This window comes from Comamonas sp. 14P8.1.4 (assembly GCF_057799285.1).
On record NZ_JBYOKN010000011.1, the window covers coordinates 45,122 to 68,489 of the forward strand.

Consider the following 23,368-nt stretch of genomic DNA (forward strand, 5'->3'; position numbering starts at 1 on the left):
CCATGCTGAACATCAATAATTTGCACGCCTACTACGCCAAGAGCCATGTGCTGCACGGGGTGGATTTTTCGGTGCAACCGGGTGAGATCGTGGCGCTGCTGGGGCGCAATGGCTCGGGCCGCTCGACCACGGCCAAAGCCATCATGGGGCTGGTGGACTGGGAGGGCGATATCGCCTGGAAAAACCAGCGCCTGGACGGTAAAAAAGCCTTTGAAATTGCGCACCTGGGCCTGGGTTATGTGCCGGAAAGCCGTGACGTCTTTCCCAGCCTGACGGTGCACCAGAACCTGCTGCTGGGCCAAAAAGGCAAGGGCAAGGGCAGCCGCTGGAGCTTTGACGACATGTACGCCATGTTCCCGCGCCTCAAAGAGCGCCAGCACACCGAGGCGGGTGTGATGTCGGGCGGTGAGCAGCAGATGCTGACGCTGTGCCGCACGCTGATGGGCGACCCCGATCTCATCATCATCGACGAGCCCACCGAAGGCTTGGCCCCCAAGATTGTGGAGCTGGTGGGCGAGTACCTGAAGACGATCAAGGAGCGCGGCGTGTCCGTGCTGCTGATTGAGCAAAAGCTCACCATTGCCATGCGCATCTCGGACCGGGCCCTGGTCATGGGGCACGGGGCGATTGTGTTTGACGGCACCCCCACATCGCTCAACGCCAACCAGCGCATTCGCAAGGAATGGCTGGAGGTTTAAAAAAGTGAGCTGCTAGCGCTTGATGCATAAGCGCTGCAGCCAATTTTTATGCATGCAATAAAAAAGGCACCTTGCGGTGCCTTTTTGCTGGGCGGTGTGAATTATTTCACCTGGGTTTTCTTGCCGGTTTTGTCCAGCTCAAACACCACGAACTCGAAGTCCTTCAAGTCGCCCTTGGCATCAAAGGCCACCTTGCCGATGACGGTGTCAAAGGTGTTGGCGTGCATGTAGTCGGCCACTTTTTTGGCATCTGCACCCACGGCCTTGATGGACTTGTCCAGTACTTGCAGGGCAGCGTAGGCCGGCATTTGGTAAGCGCCGTTGGCGGAGCGGTTGGCCTTCTTGAAGGCATCGACCACGGCCTTGTTTTCGGGGCGCTGGCTGAAGTCCGCAGGGAAGGTGAACATCATGCCTTCGACGGCAGGGCCGGCGATTTCGATCAGGCCTTGGTTGAACGCACCTTCTGCACCTACAAAGCGGGTCTTCAGGCCTTGCTCTTTGGCCTGGCGCAGCAGCAAGCCCATTTCTGGGTGGTAGCCGCCGAAGAACACCACATCGATCTTGGCGGTCTTGAGCTTGGTGATGATGGCCGAGTAGTCGCTGTCACCGGCGTTGATGCCGTCATACATCACCAGCGGGGCCTTCAGGCTTTCCAGCGTGTTTTTCACGTGCTGGGCCACACCTGCGCCGTAGGTTTGCTTGTCGTGCAGCACCGCAATCGATTTGGGCTTGAGCTTTTCGGCGATGAACTTGGCGGCAAAGGGGCCTTGCTGGTCGTCGCGGCCAATGGTGCGGAAGAAGTAGTGGCCCTTCAAACCATCGGTCACCTGGGGCGCTGTGGCGCCAGGGGTGATGGCCACAATGCCTTCTTCTTCATAAATCTTGGATGCGGGCACGGTCACGCCCGAGCACACGTGGGTCACCGCGAACTTGGCGCCCGAGTTGAGCACGCGGTTGGCCGCTGGCACGGCTTGCTTGGGCTCGCAGGCATCGTCCACGAAGACGGGCTTGTACTCGCGGCCATTCATGCCACCGGCAGCGTTGAAGGTTTCCACGGCCGTCAGCAAGCCTGCTTTCACTTCATCGCCGTACTGGGTGTTGGGCCCCGTCATGGGGATGGGCACCCCGATGAGAAGGGGGTCGGCAGCATGGGCGCTCAGGGAGGCTGCGCCCATCAGAGCGGCAGCTGCCAAGGAGGTGCTCAGGCGAATGAATGTTGTGCGTTGCATATAGGAGTGAGCCTTCCGAAAATTGGGATGAATTGCGCGCTTGCAGAACACGCTGTGCACATTGTTGGGGCGGTGCTCCGACGCATGGTTATGGCTTTCCCCAGCGTTTTATTGCAACCACACTTGGCAAGTGCGCTCTGTGTTTGGGCGATGCAAGCGAGCATTCGCAAGAACTGCGCCACGCTGGCCGGTGTTGCTGACCGTCTGTCGGATGCCTGGCAGTGCCCTGCAGCGACGGGCGGTAGGGCTTGCGACACGGGGTGTGGGCGGGCACCGCGGTGCTTGTGCGGCACTCAAATTCCGCATCTCGGAACTTGCCCAGAAACCCATGTCCCAATCGAGACAATCCAAGGGCAAAACGCCATAGCTTTCAGGGCCATCCCTTCCTAGAATGAATTGCAGAACGCCCGTTCTTTTTTCATAGAACTGAAGGAGACAAGCCATGTCGGCTGAATACAAAGTGCACGGTGCCGTAGCCGTGATCACACTCAACAACCCCCCGGTCAACGGCTTGGGTTTGTCCACCCGCCGTGCCGTGATTGAAGGCCTGAACCAGGCCAATGCCGAGGCGGCGGTGCAAGCCATCGTGATCACGGGTGCGGGCAAGGCGTTCTCGGGCGGTGCTGACATCAAGGAGTTCGGCAAGGAAGCTGCGCTGCAAGAGCCCAATTTGCACACCGTGATTGCCCAGGTGGAGCAGTCGAGCAAGCCGGTGGTGGCGGCCATTCACAGCGTGTGCATGGGCGGTGGTCTGGAGCTGGCACTGGGCTGCCACTACCGCATTGCCGCGCCTGGCACCGTGGTGGCGCTGCCGGAAGTCAAGCTGGGCCTGCTGCCCGGTGCCGGTGGTACGCAGCGCCTGCCGCGCGCGATTGGTGTGGAGCCTGCGCTGAACATGATCGTCAGCGGTGAATCGATCAAGAGCGAGATGCTGGCGCAAATCCCGGGCCAGCAGCTGTTTAACAAGCTGGCGGTCAGCCCCGAAGCGCTGGCTGCTGAGGCACTGGCCTTTGCCCAGGACGTGGGCGAGCGCCATGTCTCCGGCAATGAAGCGCTGCCGCTGGTGCGTGACCTCAAGTGCAAGCACCCCAAGGGCGATGCCTACTTTGGCTTTGTGCGCAACATGGTCAAGGGCATGTCCAAGAACTACCCCGCACCATTGAAGTGCGTGGATGCCGTGGAAGCCGCCACCAAGCGCAAGTTCCAAGATGGCCTGCACTTTGAGCGTGAGCTGTTCGTCAACCTGATGTGGACGCCAGAGTCGCGTGCGCTGCGCCACCTGTTCATGGCCGAGCGCGCTACCACCAAGATTGCCGACATTCCTTCGGACACCCCCACCCGCGAGATCAAGAAGGTGGGCGTGATTGGTGCAGGCACCATGGGTGGCGGCATCAGCATGAACTTCCTGAATGCCGGCATTCCTGTGACCATTTTGGAGACCAAGCAAGAAGCGCTGGAGCGCGGCCTGGGCATCATCCAAAAGAACTACGAAGCGCAGGTCAAGAAAGGCAAGCTCAAGGAAGACAAGTACGCCCAGCGCATGGCGCTGCTCTCCACCACGCTGAGCTACGACGATCTGAAAGATTGCGATCTGATCATCGAAGCGGTGTTTGAAGAGTTGGGCGTGAAAGAAACCGTGTTCAAGCAGCTGGATGCCGTGGCCAAGCCCGGTGCCATCCTGGCTTCCAACACTTCCACGCTGGACGTGGACAAGATTGCCGCGTTTACCCAGCGTCCGCAAGACGTGGTGGGCATGCACTTCTTCAGCCCTGCCAACGTGATGAAGCTGCTGGAAGTGGTGCGCGGCAAAGCCACGGCCAAGGATGTGATGGCCACGGTGATGGGCGTTGCCAAGAAGATCAAGAAGACGGCGGTGGTCTCCGGCGTGTGCGATGGCTTCATCGGCAACCGCATGATCGAGCAGTACAGCCGCCAGGCCGGTTTCCTGCTGGACGAAGGTGCGTCGCCCGAGCAGGTGGACAAGGCCATGGAGAAGTTTGGCATGGCCATGGGCCCGTTCCGCATGGGTGATCTGGCGGGTAACGATATCGGCTGGGCGATCCGCAAGCGCCGCGCTGTCGAGCGCGCCAGCATGAAGTACAGCGCCAGCGCAGACCGCCTGTGCGAGCTGGGCCGTTTTGGCCAGAAGACCGGTGCGGGCTGGTACGACTACCAACCCGGCAAGCGCGATGCCATCCCTTCGCCCGTAGTGGCCGAGATGATTGACGCACACCGCAAGGCGATTGGCATCACGCCGCGCAAGATTTCGGACGAAGAGATCGTGCAGCGCTTGGTGTATGCGCTGGTCAATGAAGGTGCGCAGATTCTGGAAGACGGTATTGCGGGCAAGTCCGGCGACATCGACATGGTGTATCTGACGGGCTATGGCTTCCCGATTTACCGCGGTGGCCCCATGCACTACGCCAGCGAGCAAGGCCTGATCAATGTGGTGCAAGCCATGCAGCGTTTTGCCCAGAACCCCAATGACGATGCCTCGTTCTGGAAGCCTGCACCCCTGCTGGCCCGTCTGGCGGCCGAAGGCAAGAGCTTTTCCTGAGCGGTGTGCGCCGCTTGAAGACCCAGAATTGAAAGGATTGAAGTTATGACATCCGCAGTGATTGTTTCTACCGCGCGCACCCCGCTGGCCAAGAGCTGGAAGGGTTCGTTCAATATGACTTATGGCCCCACCTTGGGCGCCCATGCCGTGCAGCACGCCGTGCAGCGTGCTGGCATTGACGGTGCGGAGGTGGAGGACGTGATCATGGGCATGTCGCTGCCCGAAGGCACGCAAGGCGGTAACGTGGCACGCCTGATTGCCATGCGCGCAGGCCTGCCGGTGACCACCTCGGGCCTGACCATCAACCGCTTTTGCTCGTCCGGCCTGCAGTCGATTGCACTGGCTGCGCAGCGCATCATCGCCGGTGAAAACGACGTGCTGGTGGCCGGTGGCCTGGAGTCGATCTCCTGCGTGCAGCTGGAAGTGAACCAGCACATGCTGCATGACCCGGACCTCATGAAGATGAAGCCCGAGATCTACTGGAGCATGCTGCAAACCGCTGAGCAAGTGGCCCAGCGCTACCACATCAGCCGCGACGCCATGGACGAATACGGCGCCGCCAGCCAGCAAAAAGCCTGCGCCGCGCAAGCCGCTGGTTTGTTTGATGCGGAAATTGCCCCCATCACCGTGACCATGGGCGTGGCCGACAAGGTCATGGGCCTGACCACCAAGCAAGTGACCGTCTCCAAAGACGAGGGCACGCGCGAAGGCACGACCAAGGAAGGCATCTCCGGCCTGCGCAGCGCACTGCCCGGTGGGGTGGTGACGGCGGGCAATGCCAGCCAGTTCTCCGACGGTGCTGGTGCTTGCTTGCTGGTCAACGAGGACTACGCCAGCAAGAAGGGCTTGCAGCCGCTGGGCCGCTTCCTGGGCTTTGCCGTGGCCGGTTGCGAGCCCGACGAAATGGGCATTGGCCCCGTGTTTGCCATCCCCAAGGTGCTCAAAAAACTGGGCCTGAAGGTGGATGACATTGACCTGTGGGAGCTGAACGAAGCGTTTGCCGTGCAGGTCATCTACTGCCGCGACAAGCTGGGCATTCCGGCCGAGCGCCTGAACGTCAACGGCGGTGCGATTGCGCTGGGCCATCCCTATGGCGTATCGGGCCAGCGCCTGACCGGCCACGCGCTGATCGAAGGTAAGCGCCGCGGCGCCAAGCGCGTGTGCGTGACCATGTGCATTGGCGGCGGCATGGGCGCGGCGGGTGTTTTTGAAGTGCTGTAACGGCCCATCAAGCTGACCGACTGCCAAGCCGCCTTCCTTCATGCCGAGGGGTGGCGGCTTTTTTACTGCCTTGATTTTTTTAAAACCATAGCTGCTAGCGTAGTCTGCATAAGCGCTAGAGCCTGATTTGAAGATAAACCATGTCCCAGCTGCGATCTACCCTTGAATTTCTGGTCTACGACTGGCTGCAGGCCGAGCGCCTGACCGAGCGCGCGCACTACGCCGACCACAGCCGTGAAACGTTTGATGCGGTCATGGACACCTGCGAGCGCATTGCGCGCGAGAAGTACGCCCCGTTCAATCGCACGGTGGATACGCAGGAGCCCACGTTTGACGGGGAAAAAGTCATCCAGCCGCAGTGCACGCACGATGCGCGCAAAGCCTTTGCGGAAAGCGGCATGCTCAGCGCTGCGCAGCCGTATGACAAAGGCGGCATGCAACTGCCCTACGTGGTGGAAGCAGCGGCCAACAGCTTTTTTGGCTGCGCCAGTGTGAGCATTGGCTCCAACCTGCTGACCGTGGGCAATGCCAATTTGCTGCGTGTGCACGGCACACCCCTGCAGCAGCAGGTGTTTGCTGACAACGAATTCAACGGTCGCTGGGCGGGCACCATGGCGCTGTCGGAGCCGCAGGCCGGATCGAGCCTGAGCGACATTGCCACGCGGGCTGAGCCCGATGGCGCAGACTTTGACAGCGAGCCGCTGGGCGCCCGCTACCGCTTGAAGGGCAACAAAATGTGGATCAGCTCGGGCGACCATGAGCTGACCGAAAACATCGTGCACCTGGTGCTGGCGAAGATTCCGGGGCCAGACGGCAAGCTGATTCCGGGCGTGAAAGGCATCTCGCTGTTCATCGTGCCCAAGAAACTGGTGGACATCGAAGGCAATTTGACGGGCGAACGCAACGACGTGGCGCTGGCGGGCCTGAACCACAAACTGGGCTGGCGCGGCACCACCAATACGCTGCTGAACTTTGGCGAGGGCAAGTACCCGGTGCGCGGTGGCGCGGGTGCCATTGGCTACCTGGTAGGCAAGCCGCACGAAGGCCTCAAATGCATGTTCCACATGATGAACGAGGCGCGCATTGGCATTGGCATGGCGGCCACCATGCTGGGCCTGGCCGGTTACTACGCCAGCCTGGACTATGCCAAGAACCGCCCGCAAGGCCGCCCCATGACCGAGGGCGGCAAAGATGCGGCCAGCCCGCAAGTGGCCATCATTGAGCACACCGACGTCAAGCGCATGCTGCTGGCGCAAAAGTCGTACTGCGAAGGCGCACTGGCGCTGAATATGTACTGCGCAAAGCTGGTGGACGAGGGCCGCACCGGCAATGCGGAAGACGCCGCCCGCGCCAAGCTGCTGCTGGAAGTGCTCACGCCCATTGCCAAAAGCTGGCCCAGCGAAAACTGTCTGGAGGCCAACTCACTGGCTATTCAAATCCACGGTGGCTACGGCTACACGCGCGACTTCCCGGTGGAGCAGTACTGGCGCGACAACCGTCTGAACATGATCCACGAAGGCACGCACGGCATACAGGCTGCTGACTTGCTGGGCCGCAAGGTCATCATGCAAAACGGCGCAGGCCTGCAACTGCTGGCGCAGACCATGCAGACCACGATCGAGCAAGCACTGGCCCAGCCCGCACTGGCGCAGTACGCCAATGACTTGGCCACAGCCTTGCAAGCGGTGGGCGCGGCCACCAAGACCGCATGGGCCACGGGCCACCCGCAAGAGGCGCTGGCCAATGCCGTGCCGTATATGCAGGCTTTTGGGCACACGGTGCTGGCGTGGGTGTGGCTGGAAGTGGCGCTGCAGGTGCTGGCGCGTGATGCTGCACTATCTGTAGCTGCCAACGTAGGAAGGATGAGCGCTATACGTTATTTTTACCACTATGAACTGCCCAAGATCAGCGCTTGGCTGCAGGTGGTGAATGCGCGCGATATGACGTGTGCCCAGGTGCCGCTGGACGCATTTTAAATTCATTTACTTGCGCAAAATCCTGCTCGTTGGGGGCAGGCTTTTTTATGCCCGGCCTTTAATGCGCGAAGGTGCCGTGCAGATAATGCGTGCAGACAAAGAAAAACCGCCTCCGGTGAAAGAGGCGGTAAATAAACTACAAGCGTCAGAGCCGTGATTCACTACAGATCAGACAGCGCGAATTTTAGGGGAGGGCGCGCGTGCTGGTGGGGCTCGTAGCGGCGTGGAATTTCGTGGGATGAAATTCTTATTTTTCAGAGAATACTGAAAAATCTTGATTTGCAGTTTTATTGCAGCATATTCTTTTTCGATGAAATCCTGGTTTGATGCTGGGCGCAGATAAGCGTTTGTTGTGCAAAAAATGCATATGCAAAAAATTGTTTTCTGGTGATTATTTTTTCAACTCTTTTATAAGAGTTGATGTTTTTTAGCTATTTTCTTTCGCAGGCTCAGGCCCCCACGCGCACTGTTCGCGCCTGGTGCAGTTGCGCAGAGGTGCTGGCGCACCGCTTGCATGCTTTACCCGTGTCCGTAAGTCGGGCGTCAACAAGTGTCATTGCGCAGCGGTGGGCTTTGCACGAAAATACTTGGTATGCAAACTATCTCGAAAGAGGCAGATTCATCCGCGCTCGCGCCTGACCTTGCTCAGGCGCGTTGTCGTTTTGGGCAACTGATCGGCAGTGTGTTCCGTCAGTGGCGCAAGCGGGTGGATGAAAGCTTCAAAGACCACGGCCTGTCTGATGCCACGCGCATGCCCTTGCTGGTGCTGTACACGCAGGGCACCGCCATGCTGCAAAAAGACTTGGCGCAGGCGCTGTTGCTGGATTCTTCCTCTCTGGTGCGCGTGCTGGCACAGCTGCGTGACCTGCAATTGGTGCAGTGGGGCAGCGATCCTGCCGATCGCCGCACCAAATGCATTGCGCTGACGCCGCAGGGTGAAGCGATTGCGGCGCAGATTCTGCATAAAAGCCTGGAGATTGAGCAAACCATTCTGGCGGGACTGACGCAGCAGGAGATGAATATCACCCGCGCCACGCTGCACAAGATTGCGCGCAATTTTGGGCGCCTGGATGGCACAGATGGTGCACCGCGGTCCACGTCGGCCCCAAACAGCAGATAACAACGGTTTTCGAAAATGAAATTGAAAGTGTCACCCTTTGTCTGGGTGAGTTTCTCCATGATTGTGGGGGTGATGGGAACGGCCCTCATCAGCCCTTTGTACGCCTTGTACAAAGAGACATGGCAGCTGCAGGCCAGTGATGTCTCGCTGATCTATGTGATCTATATGGGCGGTGCGCTGTGCAGCTTGCTGTTTCTGGGGCGCTTGCCGGATCGGGCCGGGTTTCGCCGTGTCATGCAGGCGGGCCTGGTGCTGGCTTTGCTGGGCACGGTGATCAGCATGCTGGCCTGGAGCATGACCAGCCTGATTGTGGGACGGGTGTTTGTGGGCGTGGCCTCCAGCATGCTCACCACCAGCGCCACCCTGGGCCTGGCGCAGCTGTCGCGCCCTGGGCAGATGCAGCGCGTGGCCATGGTGACGGGCTTTTTGCTGGCCTTTGGCTTTGGCCTGGGGCCCTTGGTGGGCGGCATCATGGGCCAGTGGGCGCCGTACCCGCTGGTGACCACCTACCTGCCCACGCTGGTGCTGGGCTGTGTGGGCCTGTATGCACTGGCACGCCTGGAACTGCCAGAAGCCGCGCAACCGCGCCACACACAAGCCCTGCAATGGCGTGATGCGCTGCCCAAGCTGACCTGGCCTGGCTCGGCCGATTCCATGGCCTTTGTGCTGACCAGCGCCTTGCCGTTTCTGGCGTTTGGTGTGTTCGGCTTGTATGCCTCCATGTCACCGCTGTTTCTGGACAAGCTGGTGCCCTGGCACGGCCCCGTGGTCAGCGGCACAGCGATCGCGGTGATTTTGCTGGCCTCTGCCTGCGTGCAGATTCTGGCGGGTCGTCTGCCCACACACTGGTGCGGCACAGGCGGGCTGCTGGGCCTGGCATTGAGCAACGCCTTGCTGATGCTGAACCTGTGGGCCGGCTCGGCCATTTTGTTTGCGCTGGGTGTGGCGCTGACGGCCGTGGGCCACGGCATGAGCATGCTGGCAGGCATGAGCATGATCAACCGCATTGCGACGCCGCACAACCGCTCGGGCCTGCTGTCGACCTATCTGGTGATTGGCTATATCGGCAGCATGGTGCCCATGATGGCCATTGGCTGGATTGCCGACCACCTGGGCATGAACGTGGCAGTCAGCAGCTTTTGCTGCTTTGTGGTGCTGCTGGCCAGCGGCGTGGCGGCGCTGTTCTTCCGGCATCCGCGCATGCGCAGTTCGGTGCAGTAAGCCATGTCCAAGATGTTGACGAATGCCTCGGCGCTGCGTGTGCCGATGTGGCTGTTGGTGCTGGTGACCCTCAGCGGCACCATGGCGATGCACATTTTTGTGCCTGCACTGCCTGTGGCAGGGGCGGCCCTTGGTGCGGCGCCTTCGGGCATGCAGCAAACCATTACCTTGTATGTGCTGGGGCTGGCACTGGGGCAGCTGGTGTATGGCCCGCTGTCCGATACGCTGGGCCGGCGCCCCACCTTGCTGGTTGGGCTGGCGCTGTATCTGGTGGGCAGTGTGCTGGCTCTGTGCGCACCCACGCTGGAATGGCTGGTTGGTGCGCGCCTGTTGCAGGCACTGGGCGGTGCGGCAGGCATTACGCTGGGGCGCGCCATTGTGCGCGACACCGCCGCGCCAGACCGCGTGACCGCCGATTTGGCCTTGCTCAATCTGCTCACCTTGGTGGGGCCGGGCCTGGGGCCGATTGTCGGTGCCTATCTGGCCGAGCACCTGGGCTGGCGCTCCATCTACCTGTTCCTGGTGCTGATGGCCTGCGCGATGCTGGTGTGCGCCTGGCGGTTGCTGCCGGAAACCAACACCCAGCGCAAACCACTGGCGCTGGGCGGTGTGGCCGGTGACTACCGCAGCCTGCTGACCAATTCACGCTATGCGGCATTCATGCTGGGGGGGGCGTGCTCCACCACGGCCTTGTATCCGTACCTGTCCACGGCACCTTACATCGTGCATGAGCAGCTGGGCCTGCCCATCAGCAGTGTGGGCTGGTTTGCGGCCAGCACCATCATTGGTGCCAGCCTGGGCACCATGACGGCGCGCCGACTGGCGGGCAAGGTATCGCTGGATCGCATGCTGTACACCGGCGCCATCATTGGTCTGAGCATGTCCACGCTGTTCCTGGTGGTGCAACTGATGGGTTGGCTGACCGGCCCGCTGTTGCTGGCGCTGACCATCACCATGACGTTTGGTGCGGGCTTGGCCAGCCCTGCCGCCTTGTCGCGCGCGCTGTCTTCGGCGCCTGCGCTGGCGGGGGCCGCCGCAGGGTTTTACGGCTTTGGCCAAATGGCCATGGGGGCACTGGGTAGCCAGATGGTGGGTTTTGGGGAGGTTCCAGCCGTCGCCTGTGCCATCAGCCAGATGGCCATCACGGCGGTGGCATTGGCCAGCTACCGGTTTGCCGCAGCGCGCCCGGTTCCGGTTGCGCGCTAGGCGGCGGGCTGGGCCCGTCGCTCAGGCGGCGCTGGCCGGCGTGGGGGTTTCAGGGCGGCGCAGCGTCCATGCCACGGCGCTGGCCAAGCCCAGCAGCACGGCCGCAGCGCCAAAGGCCACCCAGTGGGTGTGGTGGGTTTCATAGCCCCAGCCCCCCATCCAGGCGCTGATCATGGCGCCCACCTGGTGGCCCAGATAGGCCCAGCCATACAGCACACCGACTTTTTTCACGCCATACACATCGGCCAGAATGGCCGATGACAGCGCAATGCTGCCCGCCCAGACCACGCCGCCCACAGCGGCCACGCCGTACAGCTGCCAGGCACTGCCCACCACCAGCAGGCCGATGAAGCCCAGGCCGCGCACGCCGTAAATCACGCTCAGCAGCTTGCGCCGCTCCACCTGGTCGGCTATGCGGCCCAACATCATGGTGCTGGGAATGGCCACCAGACCGATCAAGCCAATGCCCAAAGCGCTGGTCGTGGCATCAAAGCCATGGTCTTGCAGCATGGGCATGCAGTGCGTGCCCATCAGATTCATGCTTAAGCCGCAGGCAAACAGACCAAAGGTGACTTTGAGGAATGAGGGTGTGCGCATGGCCTGCCACACCCCCAGGTGGGCGTGCGTGGCCACGCGGGCCGCTGCGGGCGTGCCGTTGGCTGCAGGCAAGGGGGCATCGGCATCAGCGGGTGCGTCATCGCGCACCACCAGGCAGGCCGTGGGCACGGTGATGACCGCAAACAGCGCAGCAAAGCCCAGCAAGGTGTGCTGCCAGCTGAAATGCTGCAGCGCCCAGCCCAGGGCGGGCGTCATCACGGCAATACCGGCCATGGAGCCGGTGGACAGAAAGAACAGCGCCATGCCGCGGCGGCGGTTGAACCAGCGGCTGATGACGGAAGTCAGCGCCACTGGGCTGGTGAAGGCTGCACCCACCGACATCCACACACCAAAACTCCAGAAGATGCCCGCAGCGGTGCGGGCGTACACGGCCCACACGGTGGATAGCACCAAAATGGCTGTGCCCAGCAGCAGCACGCGGGGGGTGCCAATGCGGCCCACCAGCCAGCCCGCCAGCGGCATGGCCAGCCCGTAGCACAGCATGCCAATGGCCACAATGCTGGCCAGCAGGCTGCGGCTGAAGCCCAGATCCTCGGCCATGGGCAAGAACAAGGGGCCAATGCCCAGGCGCAGACCGACGGTCAGGAGGGTGAGGAGGGTGGCGGCAGCCACAATGTTCCAGCCAAAGTACCAGCTGGGTGTGAAGGTGCGTGTCATTGTTATCGGTCCCTGAAAACAGCATGGCGGCTTGTCTCGGGGGCCTGTCCATGCACGCGTCTATCCTAGAGGATGTTGGGGCGTGGGCATGTCACGCAACAGCGCTAATTTTCAACTTTTGCTAGCTGTAAGCGCTTGCACGCATTGGGTTTCAATGGAATTGGGTCGCAATTCATCGACCCCGGGCCAAGGCGCGTTTGGCCTAGGCTGCTGCGGTCTGCCAGGCGTCCATCCAGCGCTGCACGCGGGTGCTGTCCAGTGTCAACGCCATGGCTGGCGTGGCGCTGGGCAGAGTGGATTGGCCGGCGCGGTAGTTAGCCAGGGCGTGGGGCAGCAAGTGCGCGCTCACGGCGCTGGCGTAATGCTGGGCCAGCACCGCATGGATGGCGCGGCACAGGCGGTGAAACGGCAGGGCACGCTGCGGCGCAGCAGGGGCTGGCATATCGGCTTGCAGCTGCAGCAGCAACTGGCTGGCGCAGGCACGGTCGGTGGCAGGCAGCGCCAGTGCGGCATGGCGCGCGCGTTGTACCAGCTCGCCATCGGCGGCTTCGGCCCAGGCGGGTTGTCCCAGTGCCAGCAGGCAGGCGGCGGTCAGAACGGACAGGGTGTAGCGCATATCCAGTCAAGCGTTGTAGCAATCGTGAGTGGCTGCGGTAGGCAGCGCAAAAGCAGCGTGCAGCTTACGCCTTGCGGGGTACTTGTTATAAGATTTATTACAAGTTATTTCAGGCGCTAGCCCTGATGCAGCCAGCGCTGAATGCTATGAATAATTTAATTCGAGGCCACGCCGCCCAGCCGCCAGTCGGGCATGGCGCGTGCAATGCGGTGCACCACCAGCGCGGTGAGTGCGCACTTGAGCAGATCGCCCGGGATAAAGATCACATTGGCCCACAGCGCCTGGGTGAGCGGCACCTTGGCAATCCACACCAGCCCGGCAATGCCAAACACATACAGCACGGCAATGCAGCCCACGGCCGAGGCCACAAAAGCGCTGCCTGCGGCACGTAGCGGGGTGGATTTGGGCAGCAGCGCCATCATCCAGCCGGTGACGAAGGCTGCAGCCGTCCAGCCCACCAGGTAGCCGGCGGTCGGGGACATGAATACGCCCAGCCCGCCGCGCCCGCCGGACAGCAAGGGCAGACCCACCGCCACGGCCACCATGAACACCAGCATGGCCTGCAGACCGCGCCACGGCCCCAGCAGGCAGCCGGCCAGCATGACCCCCAGGGTCTGGATAGACAGGTGCACGCCCAGGGGCAGATCAATCTTGGGAATCAGCCCCATCACGCCCAGCAGGGCGGCGAACAGGGACACCAGGGCAATGGATTCGGAATGGCGGCGGGTGAGGGCAGCGGTCATCTGCGTCTTTCTCTACGGGCTGAATACAAAGCGGCGCGACACGCAGTGCATGCCAAGCCGATCGCTGGATTCATTCTATGCACGCAAACTGCAGCAAAACAACCATCAATTTGAATTCATCTGCATTTAAGTTTCTGAATTTTCAGGTGCTTATCTGCCGCTAAAACACAGGACCTGGGCGCACGTTTTGGCTGCAAATGCGGCATACATACCGTCAATTGCCGCAGGCGCCCAAACACCGCCCGCAACGTGCAGTCAAAAGTGAGGAATCGCTTTTAAAACGCGTTAAACCTTGTGTTGGGATGGCGCAATTTGCTGCAAGTGCGTACATGCAGCCTCCACATGCTGGCGCGCGGCCGGGCTGGCGGCGAGCATGCGGGCAAAGCCGTGCACCATGCCTTCGGCGCGGTGCAGCAGCGTGCGCGGGCCCTGGGGTAGGGCTTGCAGCTGGGCCGCAAAGGCTTCGGCCTCGTCGCGCAGGATGTCGTGGCTGGCCGTGATGATGACGGTGGGGGGCAGCAGGGGCAGGGCGCTGTGGCACAGGCTGGGGGTGCGCAACGCATCGTCGGCACCACCCAGTGCCTGCCAGTAGTGCTGCATGGCGCTGTCGGTCAGGCCAAAGCCCTGGGCAAAGTCGTGCATGCTGGGCGTGTCTTGTGCGGGCTGGATGCAGGGGTACAGCAGCAGCAGTGCGGCAATTTGCGCCTGGGCGGCGTGGGGCTGCAGCACGGCACGGGTGGCAGTGGCCAGCGCAAGGTGGCCACCCGCGCTGTCACCACCCAGCAGCACCTGGGCGTGGGCGAAGGGCAGCACGCCCTGCATTTGGCGCAGCCATTGCAGCACGGCCTGGGCGTCTTCCACTGCAGCGGGAAAGGGGTTTTCGGGCGTGCGGCGGTAGTGCACGCTGAGCACGGTATGGCCGCTGTAGTGGGCCAGATGCTCGCACAGGTCGTCGTGCGTATCGAGGCTGCCCACCATCCAGCCGCCGCCGTGCAGCCACACCAGCGTCTGGCCGCTGCTGCGCTGCGTGGGCAGGTAGCTGCGCACCGTCACCTCTCGCCCCGCAGCAGGCACAAAGTGGTGCTGCACCGCAATCCCGGGCAGCGGCTGCGTGCGCAGCAGGCGGGCTTGCAGCTCGCTGAGCAGGCGGCGGCGCTGTACGTAGTCAAGCTGCGGGGTAGGCGTCTCGGCATCCAGCCGTGCAAAACGCTGCAGGCAGTAGGCGAGGGCCGGGTCGATGGCAGTGTGGTTCATGTTTTGATAGCTGTAAGCGATGGCTGCATAAGCGCTGAATGGCAATTTTAGGCAGATTGCGCGGTGCTGGACGGTGTGGCAGTACCTGCGCGGCCCGTGCGCACGGGCATTAAAAAAGGAGTGCCGGGGCACTCCTTGTGGTGAGGGATGGGGGCTGCGCGCCCCGTTGCCATCGGGCCTCAGTCGTGCGCTTGCATGGGCAATGCCGGGGCGGTGGTTGGCGCCAGGGCGGCCGACGTGCGGTGCGCCGGGTTGTCTTGCAGCTTGAACACGGCCACGGCCTCGAGCAGCTCATGCGCCTGAGCAGACAGGCTTTCGGCCGCTGCGGCCATTTCTTCGACCAGGGCTGCGTTTTTCTGTGTGGACTGGTCCATGCTGGAGATGGCTTCACCCACCTGGGCTACACCGTTGCTTTGCTCGCCGCTGGCGTGGCTGATCTCGCTGATCACGCGGGTGACCTTGGTGATCTCGGTCACGGCCTGCTGCATGGCATTGCCGGCGGCTGTGGCGCGGTCGTTGCCGGCCCGCACCTCGTGTACGCTGGTTTGAATCAGCGCCTTGATTTCCTTGGCCGCGTCGGCGCTGCGGCTGGCCAGGCTGCGTACCTCGCTGGCCACCACCGCAAAACCGCGCCCATGCTCGCCTGCGCGGGCCGCTTCCACGGCTGCGTTCAGCGCCAGGATATTGGTTTGGAAGGCAATGCCGTCGATCACACCAATGATGTCAGCGATGCGCTGGCTGCTCTGGTCAATACCGGCCATGGTCTGCACCAGCGCGGTGACGGCTTCACCGCTGCTGGTGGCCACCGTTTGTGCCTGGTGCGAAATGTTGTTGGCGATGGTGGCGTTGTCGGCGTTGTGGCGCACGGTGGCGCCCAGCTGCTCCATGGCGGCGGCGGTTTCTTCCAGTGCGCTGGCCGAATGCTCGGTGCGGCTGGCCAGATCGGCGTTACCACGCGCAATTTCGCTGCTGGCCAGGGTGACGCCGTGGGCTTTTTGCTGCACGGTGCGAATCAGCCCGTCCAGCGACTGGGCCGTGCTGTTGATGGCAGACAGCAGTTTGCCGATTTCATCGTCGGTTTCGATCTGTGCGCGCTGCGACAGATCACCCCGGGCCAGTGCCTGGGTGACGCTCAAGCCCTTGGCCAGGGGGGTGATCACCGTGCGGCGTACCAGCACATACAGCACCACGGTCATGGCCGCAACGCTGAGCACGCCCAGCGTCAGAAAGATCCATTGCAGCGCCTTGGCGGTCACCAGAACTTCCGACTCATTGACGCTGGCGGCCACCAGCCAGTTCCAGGGTGCAAAAGTCTCATACGCAGTAATCATGGTGCGCGTGGAGTTGTCCTTGGCGTTGACCACGTCGTAGACATGTATGCCGTGCTGCGTGTTGATCATGTGCTGGATGTACTTGCCGCCCTCGGAATCCTGGCGCTCCCAGAGGTTCTCGCCCTCCACACGGGGGTGCACGACGATGGTGCCGCGCTCGGTGCCCTGGGCCGTCATGACAAAGTAATACCCGGCGGTACCGACTTTCAATTCACGCAGGGTTTTCTTGATGCTTTCCAGAAATGCGCTGAATTCAATGCCCACAAATAATGCGCCCACGACTTTGTCGTTGTCGTCCTTGAAAGGGCTGTAGTGCGCCATATATTGTTTGCCAAATAATTCAATAATGCCAAGATATTCTTGGCCCTTGATTAATGACTTGTGTGCTTCCAGCTCGGTGGGAATATAGGTATTCACCGCCAATTCACCATTTTCCAGTTTCACCGTGCTGGCAATGCTTTTGAATTTATGGTCATCGACCATGAAAACGGTGGAAGCGGCCGAGGTCATGGCCTGGAAGCGTTCGAGAGGGGTGTGATCGCCATTTGCGACCCCTCCGTTGAGCAGCAGCACCTTGTGGTTGCCCGCTTCTATCAGTTGGGCGGTCTTGGCGTTCTCCTCACGCAGCACCGCCGATAGCTTCTTGGTGCGCGCGCGCAGCTCTTCATCGCTGCTGACCAAAAAGCCTTGCACCATGGCCATGCTCTGCTGCATGTCCAGCTCGGCCCGCTCCTGGATGGCGTGATTCACGCGCTGGCTGATGACCAGCATCAGAATGGCCATGATCAACGCCACCGCAATCAAGGTGGCCAGCGATAATTTGGCTCCCAGGTTGAGGGTGGTTTTTTTGTATTTCCCCAGCATTTTGACTCCCATTTTTAATGGGGCCTGAGCTTATTTGTTTACACCTTGTAACACAAGAAATCCCGAAGCTTTTCCTCTGACTTGATGCAGTGGAAATTTCTTGTGAGTGGGTGTTTACATTTTTATTTTGTATTTAATTGATTAATTGTAGATAATATAAATTACTTCATTTAATTAAATTTATATTAATATGGGTTGAAGCTGATTATTTGATATTTATAGTTTTCTGTGATGATGGCGAAAAGCATGCATCATGCAAAAACCATGCAGATGTTTCGCATCATCGCGCATGAGAATTTAGTCATTAAGAATGAATGCGCAATTTTCACGCAATGCGATCAACGGTGTAAATGGGATCGCCGTGATTATGGGGAGGCGTTGCCGTGGCATGCGTGGCATGAGGTGCCGCATATGCAGGGCTGATGGGGGCTCGCATGGTGTGCAGGGCGCCGCTCGAAGCTTGCAGCGGGTGGTGCATGGCGCGGTGCGTGGGTCGGAGTGCGCATCTGCAGCGCGTGGGGAGCGGTGCAGATTGCATAGCTTCAAGCGCGAGCCAGACAAGCGCTAGAAGCTGTTTGGAGTGATGCATGCCCAGCCGTGCTGGGCGCGGCCTGGGGGTTACGCCTCGGCGGTGGGAGCGTCCGGGGCGCGGTACACCAGCACCTTCAGGCTGCGCTCCTCGTTCACATCGGCAAAAACGACCGGGTTGGCCACGCGCTCCACAAATTGCAGTGCGGGGCCAATCTCGGCCATCTGGTCTTTCAGGAAAGCCGTGTCCAGCTCGGGCGCATTCAGGCACAGCAGCACATGGCCACCGGGGCGCAGCAGATCGGGCAGGCGGCGCATTAGCTTGGCGTAGTCCTTGGTGGCCACAAAGCTGCCTTTTTGGTAGCTGGGCGGGTCAATGATGATCAGGTGATAAGGGCCGCCCCGTGTGATCTTGCCCCAGCTGCTGAAGATGTCGTGGGCCAGAAAGCTGGCGCCTGTCAGACCGTTGAGCTGGTGGTTCTGCTGGCCCGTGGCCAGCGCCCCCTGGGCCATGTCCATATTCAGCACGTGGCGTGCCCCGGCTTGCAGCGCCGAGACGGAAAACGCGCAGGTATAGGCAAACAGGTTCAGCACCTTCAGTCCATGGCGGTGCTCGGGGTGCGCGGCCACGTGCTCGTACACCCAGCGGCGGCCTTGGGCCATGTCCAGAAACAGGCCGTGGTTCTGCCCGCGCAGCACATGGGCGCGGTATTGCAGGCCGGCTTCGGTGACGGTGTGCTGCTCGGGCACGCTGCCCGCCATCAGCTGCGTCTCGGCCTTGTTGCCTGGTTGGCGCATCTGGTAGACCCAGTTCAGTGGCTGGCCTTGGCCGATCTGTGCCCAGCGGGTTTCCAGTGCCTGGCCAATGGATGCCAGTGCAGCGTCATCCAGCGGTTGAAAGCTGGTCAGCACCAGCACCGGTGGAAAGGCATCCAGCACCAGGTGTTCGCAGCCCGGGTAGCGCCCACCCCGTCCGTGAAAGATGCGCACCGCATCGGTCGGCAGGGAAAAGGAGGCAATGGCATCGAGCAGGGCTTGCATGGGCATGACACAAAGGAAAACAGGAAAGGCCGTGAGTATGCGGGACGCAACGGCCCCGGGTGGCGTGCAGGGTGAAAGAAGGCGCGGATCTGGGGCTGCGTGCAGCGTCAGTCGTCGCCCGCAGCGGGATTGCGGCTGTAGCGCAGCCAGCCAGCAATGACCGAGGCGCCATCCGCGCGGTCCTTGGGGTGAATGCGGCCTTCGTTGACCGGAACTTCATCAAAGTCAAAAGGGCTCATGCCTTCAATGCATGCGACATTGACCCCGTACTGCTGCGGAGAGGAGCGGCGCTGGTGAAAGGTGTAGATGCCGCAGCGCGCGCAAAAGTAGTGCTTGGCTTGCCCGGTGTTGAACTGGTAGCACGTGAGGGCGTCCTGGCCCTGGAGCACCTCGATGTCATCCAAATTGGCCGACACCGCCACGGCACCACGCATGCGGCAATAAGAACAGTTGCAACGGCGGGTCGTGTGCAGCCCGTCGGTCAGGCGCAGCGTGAAGCGCACGCTGGCGCAGTGGCAGGCCGCGTGGTAGAGCGGGCGGGGATCCAGGTTGTCAGCAGTCATGTGCACAATTTTCGCCGACGACAACCGGCTGTGGCACGTGGGCTTTGCTGCACCGCGCTACGCCGGGATCTGTGGGGGGCTGGCGGCCGTACTGGCCCCACTGGCAGCCGTGACAGCGGTGCTGGGCGCGGGGCAGTTGCGTACAAAGGCCAGAAATTCATCGGGTGGCAGAGCCTTGGCGAACAGCCAGCCCTGTGCAAATTGCACGCCCCGCTCACGCAGATAGTTGGCCTGGGCCTGGGTTTCCACACCTTCGGCCACGACTGCCAGGCCCAGCGTGTGCGCCATGTCGATGATGTGCGGAGTGACGCTGCTGGTTGCCGCATCGGTGCCGATGGTGTCAATAAAGCTTTTGTCGATTTTGAGCGTATCCAGCGCGAAGCCCTGTAGATACGACAGGCTGGAGTAACCCGTGCCAAAGTCATCAATCGCGACGCAATGGCCTGCAGCGCGGGCGCGGTCAATGGTGGTACGCGCTGCGTGGGTGTCCATGAAGCCGTGCTCGGTGGCCTCCAGCCAGATCTGCTGCGGGGCGATGCCGCTGTCGTGCAGCGCGTTCTCTAGCACGGGCAGCACCCTGCCAGTGCTGACGTCGTAGGCGCTCAGGTTGATGGCGATGTGCAGATCGCGGTTGTGGGTCAGGGCGTCTTGCATGTCGCGCACAACGCAGGCGATCACCTGGTCTGTGATGGCGGCGATCAAATCGTTGGCTTCCGCCAAGGGAATGAAAAGGTCGGGGCGCACCATGCTGCCATCGGCGCGGCGCCAGCGGACCAGGGCTTCAGCGCCCACGCAGCGGCCCGTTTGCAGATTCATCAGCGGCTGGTAGTGCACGCACAGTTTGCGCTGTGCCACGGCCGCCCGCAACTCTCCGAGTAAAGACAGCCTGCGGCGTACCAGCCACACCGCCACCGCCACCACCAGCGCTGCCACCACCGTGCCTAGCAGCAACAGCAGGAACAAATGCATTTCTTTCTGCATGGGGTGCAGTATCTGGTAGCGCGGTTTGGTGGCGATGGCGACGAAGGTCTCGTCACGCGCGCTGGCCCACAGCGATGCCGGGTCGGCCACGCCTGTTTGCACCATGTGGTGCACATGTGCGGGCAAGGGGTGGTGCAGGCTGCCCAGCAAGCGCCCATCGCTCAGGGTGATGGCCAGCTCCACATCCGGTGCGGTCAGCACGTCGGCAAAGCGCATCGGTAACGCCAGCAGTTTGTAGGCGCCTTGTGCAATGCCCACCATGGCCAGGCCCTGGCTGTCCTGCGGGACAAAGTCCAAGCTCAGCCCCATGCCATCTGCGGTGGTGAAGTCGTCCTTGCTGCGTGTGATGCCCGGCTGGGTCAAGCCGGTGGTGGTGCAGGCGAGTTGGTCGCCTGCAAAAAAGCCAATGTCGTCGATGCTGGCGCTGCCGCGCGCGAGGGTGCGCATCAGGCGGATATGTTCGGCAGAGCAGGGCTTGAGCGTGGTGGTGTGCAGCTGGTGCAACACCGTGCGCGCATCGGTCAAGGAGTGCTGGGCACGTTGCAGCGCCAGTTTGCTCAGCTGCTGCAGGTAGCGCTCTTCATCGGCGACGGCCCACTGCTGGGCCAGATAGAAGGCCATGATGAAAGGCACCGCCACGCCGACCACAGTCAGCAAGGCCCCGACGACAACAATACGAACACGGTCCACAGACGCTTTCTTGTACTTGCCGATGGGGCAAAATTTTGCGCGATTCTATGGGTGGAAACGGTGGTTTAAAAGTACCGTGTGTCAGTGTGTGTTTTTTGTATTTTTATGTGTCGTTGGTCGTGGGTGGTGCCAGCGCTGCAGGTGCTCAGAGGGTGTCAGGCATGGGCGTCCAGCCGCCTTGACCATCTGCGCTGAACATGGGGATGTGACCCAGTGTTGTCACGCGGTTTTCCCAGCCCTCGCCCAGGGCATTGACCACGCTACGCCAGGCGTGGCCTTCGCTGAGGACGTTGACCATGCCCACCACGTTGGCCCCGGCGCTTTGCAGCAGGCGAATGGCCGAAGCGGCGCTGACACCGGTGTTGATGACATCGTCGACCAGCACCACGCGCTTGCCCTGAACGCGGCTGATCAGGGCAGGGTCCAGGTAAACGCGCTTGCCCTGGATGCTGGTGGAGGATGTGGTGGAGGCGCTCAAGGCTTCGTCATACCAGAACTTGCGCGAGTGCCCCATGGCCACGTAGTGGGGGTGGCCCAGGCCACGTGCAACCAGGCGGCCATAGTCCAGGCCCATGGTGGGGACGGCGGCAATCACCTCGGGCTGAAAAGCCGCTGCGGCCTGCACCATCAGCGGGGCCAGTGCGTCTTCGACGGTGAAGTTGCACTGGTTGGTCATCAGCAGGGCAATGGCTTTGTCCCCTGTGGGCAGCACGCGCAGGGGCAGCTCCAGGTGGCTGCCATCGGGCAGGCGTACGGCGTGGCGGTTGGCAGCGGTGTCCAAGGCGTGGCCTGCGGCCAGCCAGCGGGCTTCATAAGGGGGCAAGGTGTGCATGACAGGTGTAGGTGCGGCAAGGCGTAAAAAAGCCTGAGCGGCTGGGGGGCGGCTCAGGCGCGGTGCTGGGGGCTTAGTTGCCCAGGGTGCCGATGACGCCCTTGACCAGGAAGTTCATCTTCAGCTTGTCCGCATCGGGCATGTCGCCAGCCTTGGTCTGTGCCTTGCCCGCTTGATCCAGCAAGGGGCCGTTGAACACGGGGCGCTTGCCAGAGACGATGTCCTTGCCACGCTGCTCTACGGCAGTGCGCACATTGGCAGGCAGTTTCTTGCTGAAGCGGTCGTAATGGATGGCGCCGTCCTTCATGCCGATCCACACATTGCCGGGCTTCCAGGTGCCCGCCATCACATCAGCGACCACCTGGTTGTAGTAGACGCTCCAGTCCAGGCGGGCAGCGGCCATTTGGGCATCACCACCCCACTGGGCCATGTCGGTGTCCCAGCCAAAGCCGATCTTGCCGGCTTCCTTGGCCACTTGCAGGGGCGCAGGCGAGTCGGTGTTTTGCATCAGCACGTCCACACCTTGGTTCAGCAAGGTTTTGGCGGCTTCGGCTTCCTTGGGTGGATCGTAGAAGGTGTTGACCCACAGGATGCGGGTCTGAATCTTGGGGTTCACTTCCTGTGCACACAACGTGAATGCGTTGATGTTGCGGATGATTTCAGGAATTGGCACAGGTGCGACCACGCCGATGGTGTTGCTCTTGGACATGTGGCCGGCAATGGTGCCGTTCAGGCAGGCACCTTCGTAGGTGCGGATGTCATAGACGCCCATGTTCTTGGACATCTTGTAGCCCGTCGCGTGCTCAAACGCCACGTTGGGGAAGTCACGGGCCACGCGTTCCATGCCGTTCATGAAACCGAATGCACCGCCAAAGATCACCTTGGCGCCTTGTGCGGCCAAGTCACGGGTCACGCGCTCTGCATCGTTTTCGGCCACGTTTTCGACAAAGATGGTTTCCACCTTGTTGCCGAACTTCTTTTGCACTTCCTGGCGTGCCAGTTCGTGGGCGTGGGACCAGCCGGCACCAGCGGCAGGGCCAATGTAGAAGAAGCCAACCTTCATGGGGTCTGCAGCGTGGGCCGCAGAGGCCATGACAGCGGAGCAGCCCAGGGCGATGGCGGTGTGACGAAGGAGAGTGCTAGAGCGCATACGGAAGTCGCAGTCGGAGAGATCGAAAGAAAACCCACCCGGGCACCTGGCCGCCGGAGTGGGTGCAGGCCAACCTGGCCCAGGTGCGTATTGTGGAGGTCACACCCTGGTCGTCAAGGGTAAACCCTATGTTTTTTGCGCGCGTATGCCTCGCCATTTGCGCGGCAGTCCACAGTCGAAAATCAGAATACATAGCTGCCTGCGTAGGTTGTATCAAGGCTTGAGGCAGATTTCATGGAGAAAGTGGCAATCGACTCGATGGAGCAACTAAT

General features: G+C 61.5%; 18 protein-coding genes. 7 read left to right on the forward strand and 11 right to left on the reverse strand.

Translation table 11 applies throughout. The annotated features are described in order from the left end of the window. Window positions 1-2: 2 nt before the first annotated feature. Entirely contained in the window at window positions 3-698 is a 696-nt protein-coding gene (locus AC27VO_RS14035) for an ABC transporter ATP-binding protein (RefSeq protein WP_488667336.1), read from the forward strand. A gap of 101 nt (window positions 699-799) precedes the next feature. Here AC27VO_RS14035 and AC27VO_RS14040 read toward each other — a convergent pair whose 3' ends face one another. Next, on the reverse strand, window positions 800-1,927 hold the full coding sequence (locus AC27VO_RS14040) for a high-affinity branched-chain amino acid ABC transporter substrate-binding protein (protein ID WP_488667337.1): 1,128 nt from the start codon (window positions 1,925-1,927) through the stop codon (window positions 800-802). A 442-nt stretch (window positions 1,928-2,369) separates the two neighbouring features. Here AC27VO_RS14040 and AC27VO_RS14045 point away from each other — a divergent pair, with 442 nt between their 5' ends. The 6 genes from AC27VO_RS14045 to AC27VO_RS14070 all read left to right on the forward strand — a co-directional run bounded on the left by AC27VO_RS14045 (window position 2,370) and on the right by AC27VO_RS14070 (window position 11,228). Beyond that, window positions 2,370-4,484, forward strand: coding sequence for a 3-hydroxyacyl-CoA dehydrogenase NAD-binding domain-containing protein (locus tag AC27VO_RS14045; RefSeq protein WP_488667338.1), 2,115 nt, complete (start codon window positions 2,370-2,372; stop codon window positions 4,482-4,484). Window positions 4,485-4,529: 45 nt separating this feature from the next. Next, window positions 4,530-5,705, forward strand: a complete 1,176-nt coding sequence (locus AC27VO_RS14050) for an acetyl-CoA C-acyltransferase (protein WP_488667339.1) — start codon at window positions 4,530-4,532, stop codon at window positions 5,703-5,705. 140 nt (window positions 5,706-5,845) lie between these two features. Further along, window positions 5,846-7,681: an acyl-CoA dehydrogenase family protein gene (locus AC27VO_RS14055; protein ID WP_488667340.1), complete on the forward strand. Its 1,836-nt coding sequence runs from the start codon at window positions 5,846-5,848 to the stop codon at window positions 7,679-7,681. Between the two features lie 592 nt (window positions 7,682-8,273). Further along, complete coding sequence (locus AC27VO_RS14060; RefSeq protein ID WP_488667341.1) at window positions 8,274-8,801, forward strand: MarR family winged helix-turn-helix transcriptional regulator; 528 nt, start codon at window positions 8,274-8,276, stop codon at window positions 8,799-8,801. A gap of 15 nt (window positions 8,802-8,816) precedes the next feature. Continuing rightward, window positions 8,817-10,022, forward strand: a complete 1,206-nt coding sequence (locus AC27VO_RS14065) for an MFS transporter (protein ID WP_488667342.1) — start codon at window positions 8,817-8,819, stop codon at window positions 10,020-10,022. Window positions 10,023-10,025: 3 nt separating this feature from the next. Continuing rightward, a complete protein-coding gene (locus AC27VO_RS14070) occupies window positions 10,026-11,228 on the forward strand; it encodes a multidrug effflux MFS transporter (protein ID WP_488667343.1) in 1,203 nt (400 codons plus the stop codon). Window positions 11,229-11,249: 21 nt separating this feature from the next. Here the strand turns inward: AC27VO_RS14070 and AC27VO_RS14075 are convergent, their stop codons facing one another. The 10 genes from AC27VO_RS14075 to AC27VO_RS14120 form a co-directional block, all read right to left on the reverse strand. Then, a complete protein-coding gene (locus tag AC27VO_RS14075) occupies window positions 11,250-12,503 on the reverse strand; it encodes an MFS transporter (protein WP_488667344.1) in 1,254 nt (417 codons plus the stop codon). Window positions 12,504-12,705: 202 nt separating this feature from the next. Then, window positions 12,706-13,119, reverse strand: coding sequence for a hypothetical protein (locus AC27VO_RS14080; protein WP_488667345.1), 414 nt, complete (start codon window positions 13,117-13,119; stop codon window positions 12,706-12,708). A gap of 155 nt (window positions 13,120-13,274) precedes the next feature. Next, the gene (locus AC27VO_RS14085) at window positions 13,275-13,862 is read right to left on the reverse strand and encodes a biotin transporter BioY (RefSeq protein WP_488667346.1); all 588 of its coding nucleotides are present in this window, start codon (window positions 13,860-13,862) and stop codon (window positions 13,275-13,277) included. A 285-nt stretch (window positions 13,863-14,147) separates the two neighbouring features. Continuing rightward, window positions 14,148-15,116 (reverse strand): alpha/beta hydrolase, encoded by a 969-nt coding sequence (locus AC27VO_RS14090; RefSeq protein ID WP_488667347.1) that lies wholly within the window; start codon window positions 15,114-15,116, stop codon window positions 14,148-14,150. Window positions 15,117-15,295: 179 nt separating this feature from the next. After that, complete coding sequence (locus AC27VO_RS14095) at window positions 15,296-17,323, reverse strand: methyl-accepting chemotaxis protein (RefSeq protein ID WP_488667348.1); 2,028 nt, start codon at window positions 17,321-17,323, stop codon at window positions 15,296-15,298. A gap of 606 nt (window positions 17,324-17,929) precedes the next feature. Further along, window positions 17,930-18,880, reverse strand: coding sequence for a class I SAM-dependent methyltransferase (locus AC27VO_RS14100; RefSeq protein WP_488667377.1), 951 nt, complete (start codon window positions 18,878-18,880; stop codon window positions 17,930-17,932). 107 nt (window positions 18,881-18,987) lie between these two features. After that, entirely contained in the window at window positions 18,988-19,443 is a 456-nt protein-coding gene (locus tag AC27VO_RS14105; protein ID WP_488667349.1) for a GFA family protein, read from the reverse strand. A 57-nt stretch (window positions 19,444-19,500) separates the two neighbouring features. After that, window positions 19,501-21,114, reverse strand: a complete 1,614-nt coding sequence (locus tag AC27VO_RS14110) for an EAL domain-containing protein (protein WP_488667350.1) — start codon at window positions 21,112-21,114, stop codon at window positions 19,501-19,503. 145 nt (window positions 21,115-21,259) lie between these two features. Continuing rightward, window positions 21,260-21,946, reverse strand: coding sequence for a phosphoribosyltransferase (locus tag AC27VO_RS14115; RefSeq protein ID WP_488667351.1), 687 nt, complete (start codon window positions 21,944-21,946; stop codon window positions 21,260-21,262). Window positions 21,947-22,019: 73 nt separating this feature from the next. Beyond that, complete coding sequence (locus tag AC27VO_RS14120) at window positions 22,020-23,096, reverse strand: BMP family ABC transporter substrate-binding protein (RefSeq protein WP_488667352.1); 1,077 nt, start codon at window positions 23,094-23,096, stop codon at window positions 22,020-22,022. Between the last annotated feature and the right edge of the window lie 272 nt (window positions 23,097-23,368).

Excerpts from the sequence above, each read along its gene's own strand:
- AC27VO_RS14035 (WP_488667336.1), top strand. The coding sequence starts at position 3 with ATGCTGAACATCAATAATTTGCACGCCTACTACGCCAAGAGCCATGTG.
- AC27VO_RS14040 (WP_488667337.1), bottom strand. The coding sequence starts at position 1,927 with ATGCAACGCACAACATTCATTCGCCTGAGCACCTCCTTGGCAGCTGCC.
- AC27VO_RS14045 (WP_488667338.1), top strand. The coding sequence starts at position 2,370 with ATGTCGGCTGAATACAAAGTGCACGGTGCCGTAGCCGTGATCACACTC.
- AC27VO_RS14050 (WP_488667339.1), top strand. The coding sequence starts at position 4,530 with ATGACATCCGCAGTGATTGTTTCTACCGCGCGCACCCCGCTGGCCAAG.
- AC27VO_RS14055 (WP_488667340.1), top strand. The coding sequence starts at position 5,846 with ATGTCCCAGCTGCGATCTACCCTTGAATTTCTGGTCTACGACTGGCTG.
- AC27VO_RS14060 (WP_488667341.1), top strand. The coding sequence starts at position 8,274 with ATGCAAACTATCTCGAAAGAGGCAGATTCATCCGCGCTCGCGCCTGAC.
- AC27VO_RS14065 (WP_488667342.1), top strand. The coding sequence starts at position 8,817 with ATGAAATTGAAAGTGTCACCCTTTGTCTGGGTGAGTTTCTCCATGATT.
- AC27VO_RS14070 (WP_488667343.1), top strand. The coding sequence starts at position 10,026 with ATGTCCAAGATGTTGACGAATGCCTCGGCGCTGCGTGTGCCGATGTGG.
- AC27VO_RS14075 (WP_488667344.1), bottom strand. The coding sequence starts at position 12,503 with ATGACACGCACCTTCACACCCAGCTGGTACTTTGGCTGGAACATTGTG.
- AC27VO_RS14080 (WP_488667345.1), bottom strand. The coding sequence starts at position 13,119 with ATGCGCTACACCCTGTCCGTTCTGACCGCCGCCTGCCTGCTGGCACTG.
- AC27VO_RS14085 (WP_488667346.1), bottom strand. The coding sequence starts at position 13,862 with ATGACCGCTGCCCTCACCCGCCGCCATTCCGAATCCATTGCCCTGGTG.
- AC27VO_RS14090 (WP_488667347.1), bottom strand. The coding sequence starts at position 15,116 with ATGAACCACACTGCCATCGACCCGGCCCTCGCCTACTGCCTGCAGCGT.
- AC27VO_RS14095 (WP_488667348.1), bottom strand. The coding sequence starts at position 17,323 with ATGGGAGTCAAAATGCTGGGGAAATACAAAAAAACCACCCTCAACCTG.
- AC27VO_RS14100 (WP_488667377.1), bottom strand. The coding sequence starts at position 18,880 with ATGCAAGCCCTGCTCGATGCCATTGCCTCCTTTTCCCTGCCGACCGAT.
- AC27VO_RS14105 (WP_488667349.1), bottom strand. The coding sequence starts at position 19,443 with ATGACTGCTGACAACCTGGATCCCCGCCCGCTCTACCACGCGGCCTGC.
- AC27VO_RS14115 (WP_488667351.1), bottom strand. The coding sequence starts at position 21,946 with ATGCACACCTTGCCCCCTTATGAAGCCCGCTGGCTGGCCGCAGGCCAC.
- AC27VO_RS14120 (WP_488667352.1), bottom strand. The coding sequence starts at position 23,096 with ATGCGCTCTAGCACTCTCCTTCGTCACACCGCCATCGCCCTGGGCTGC.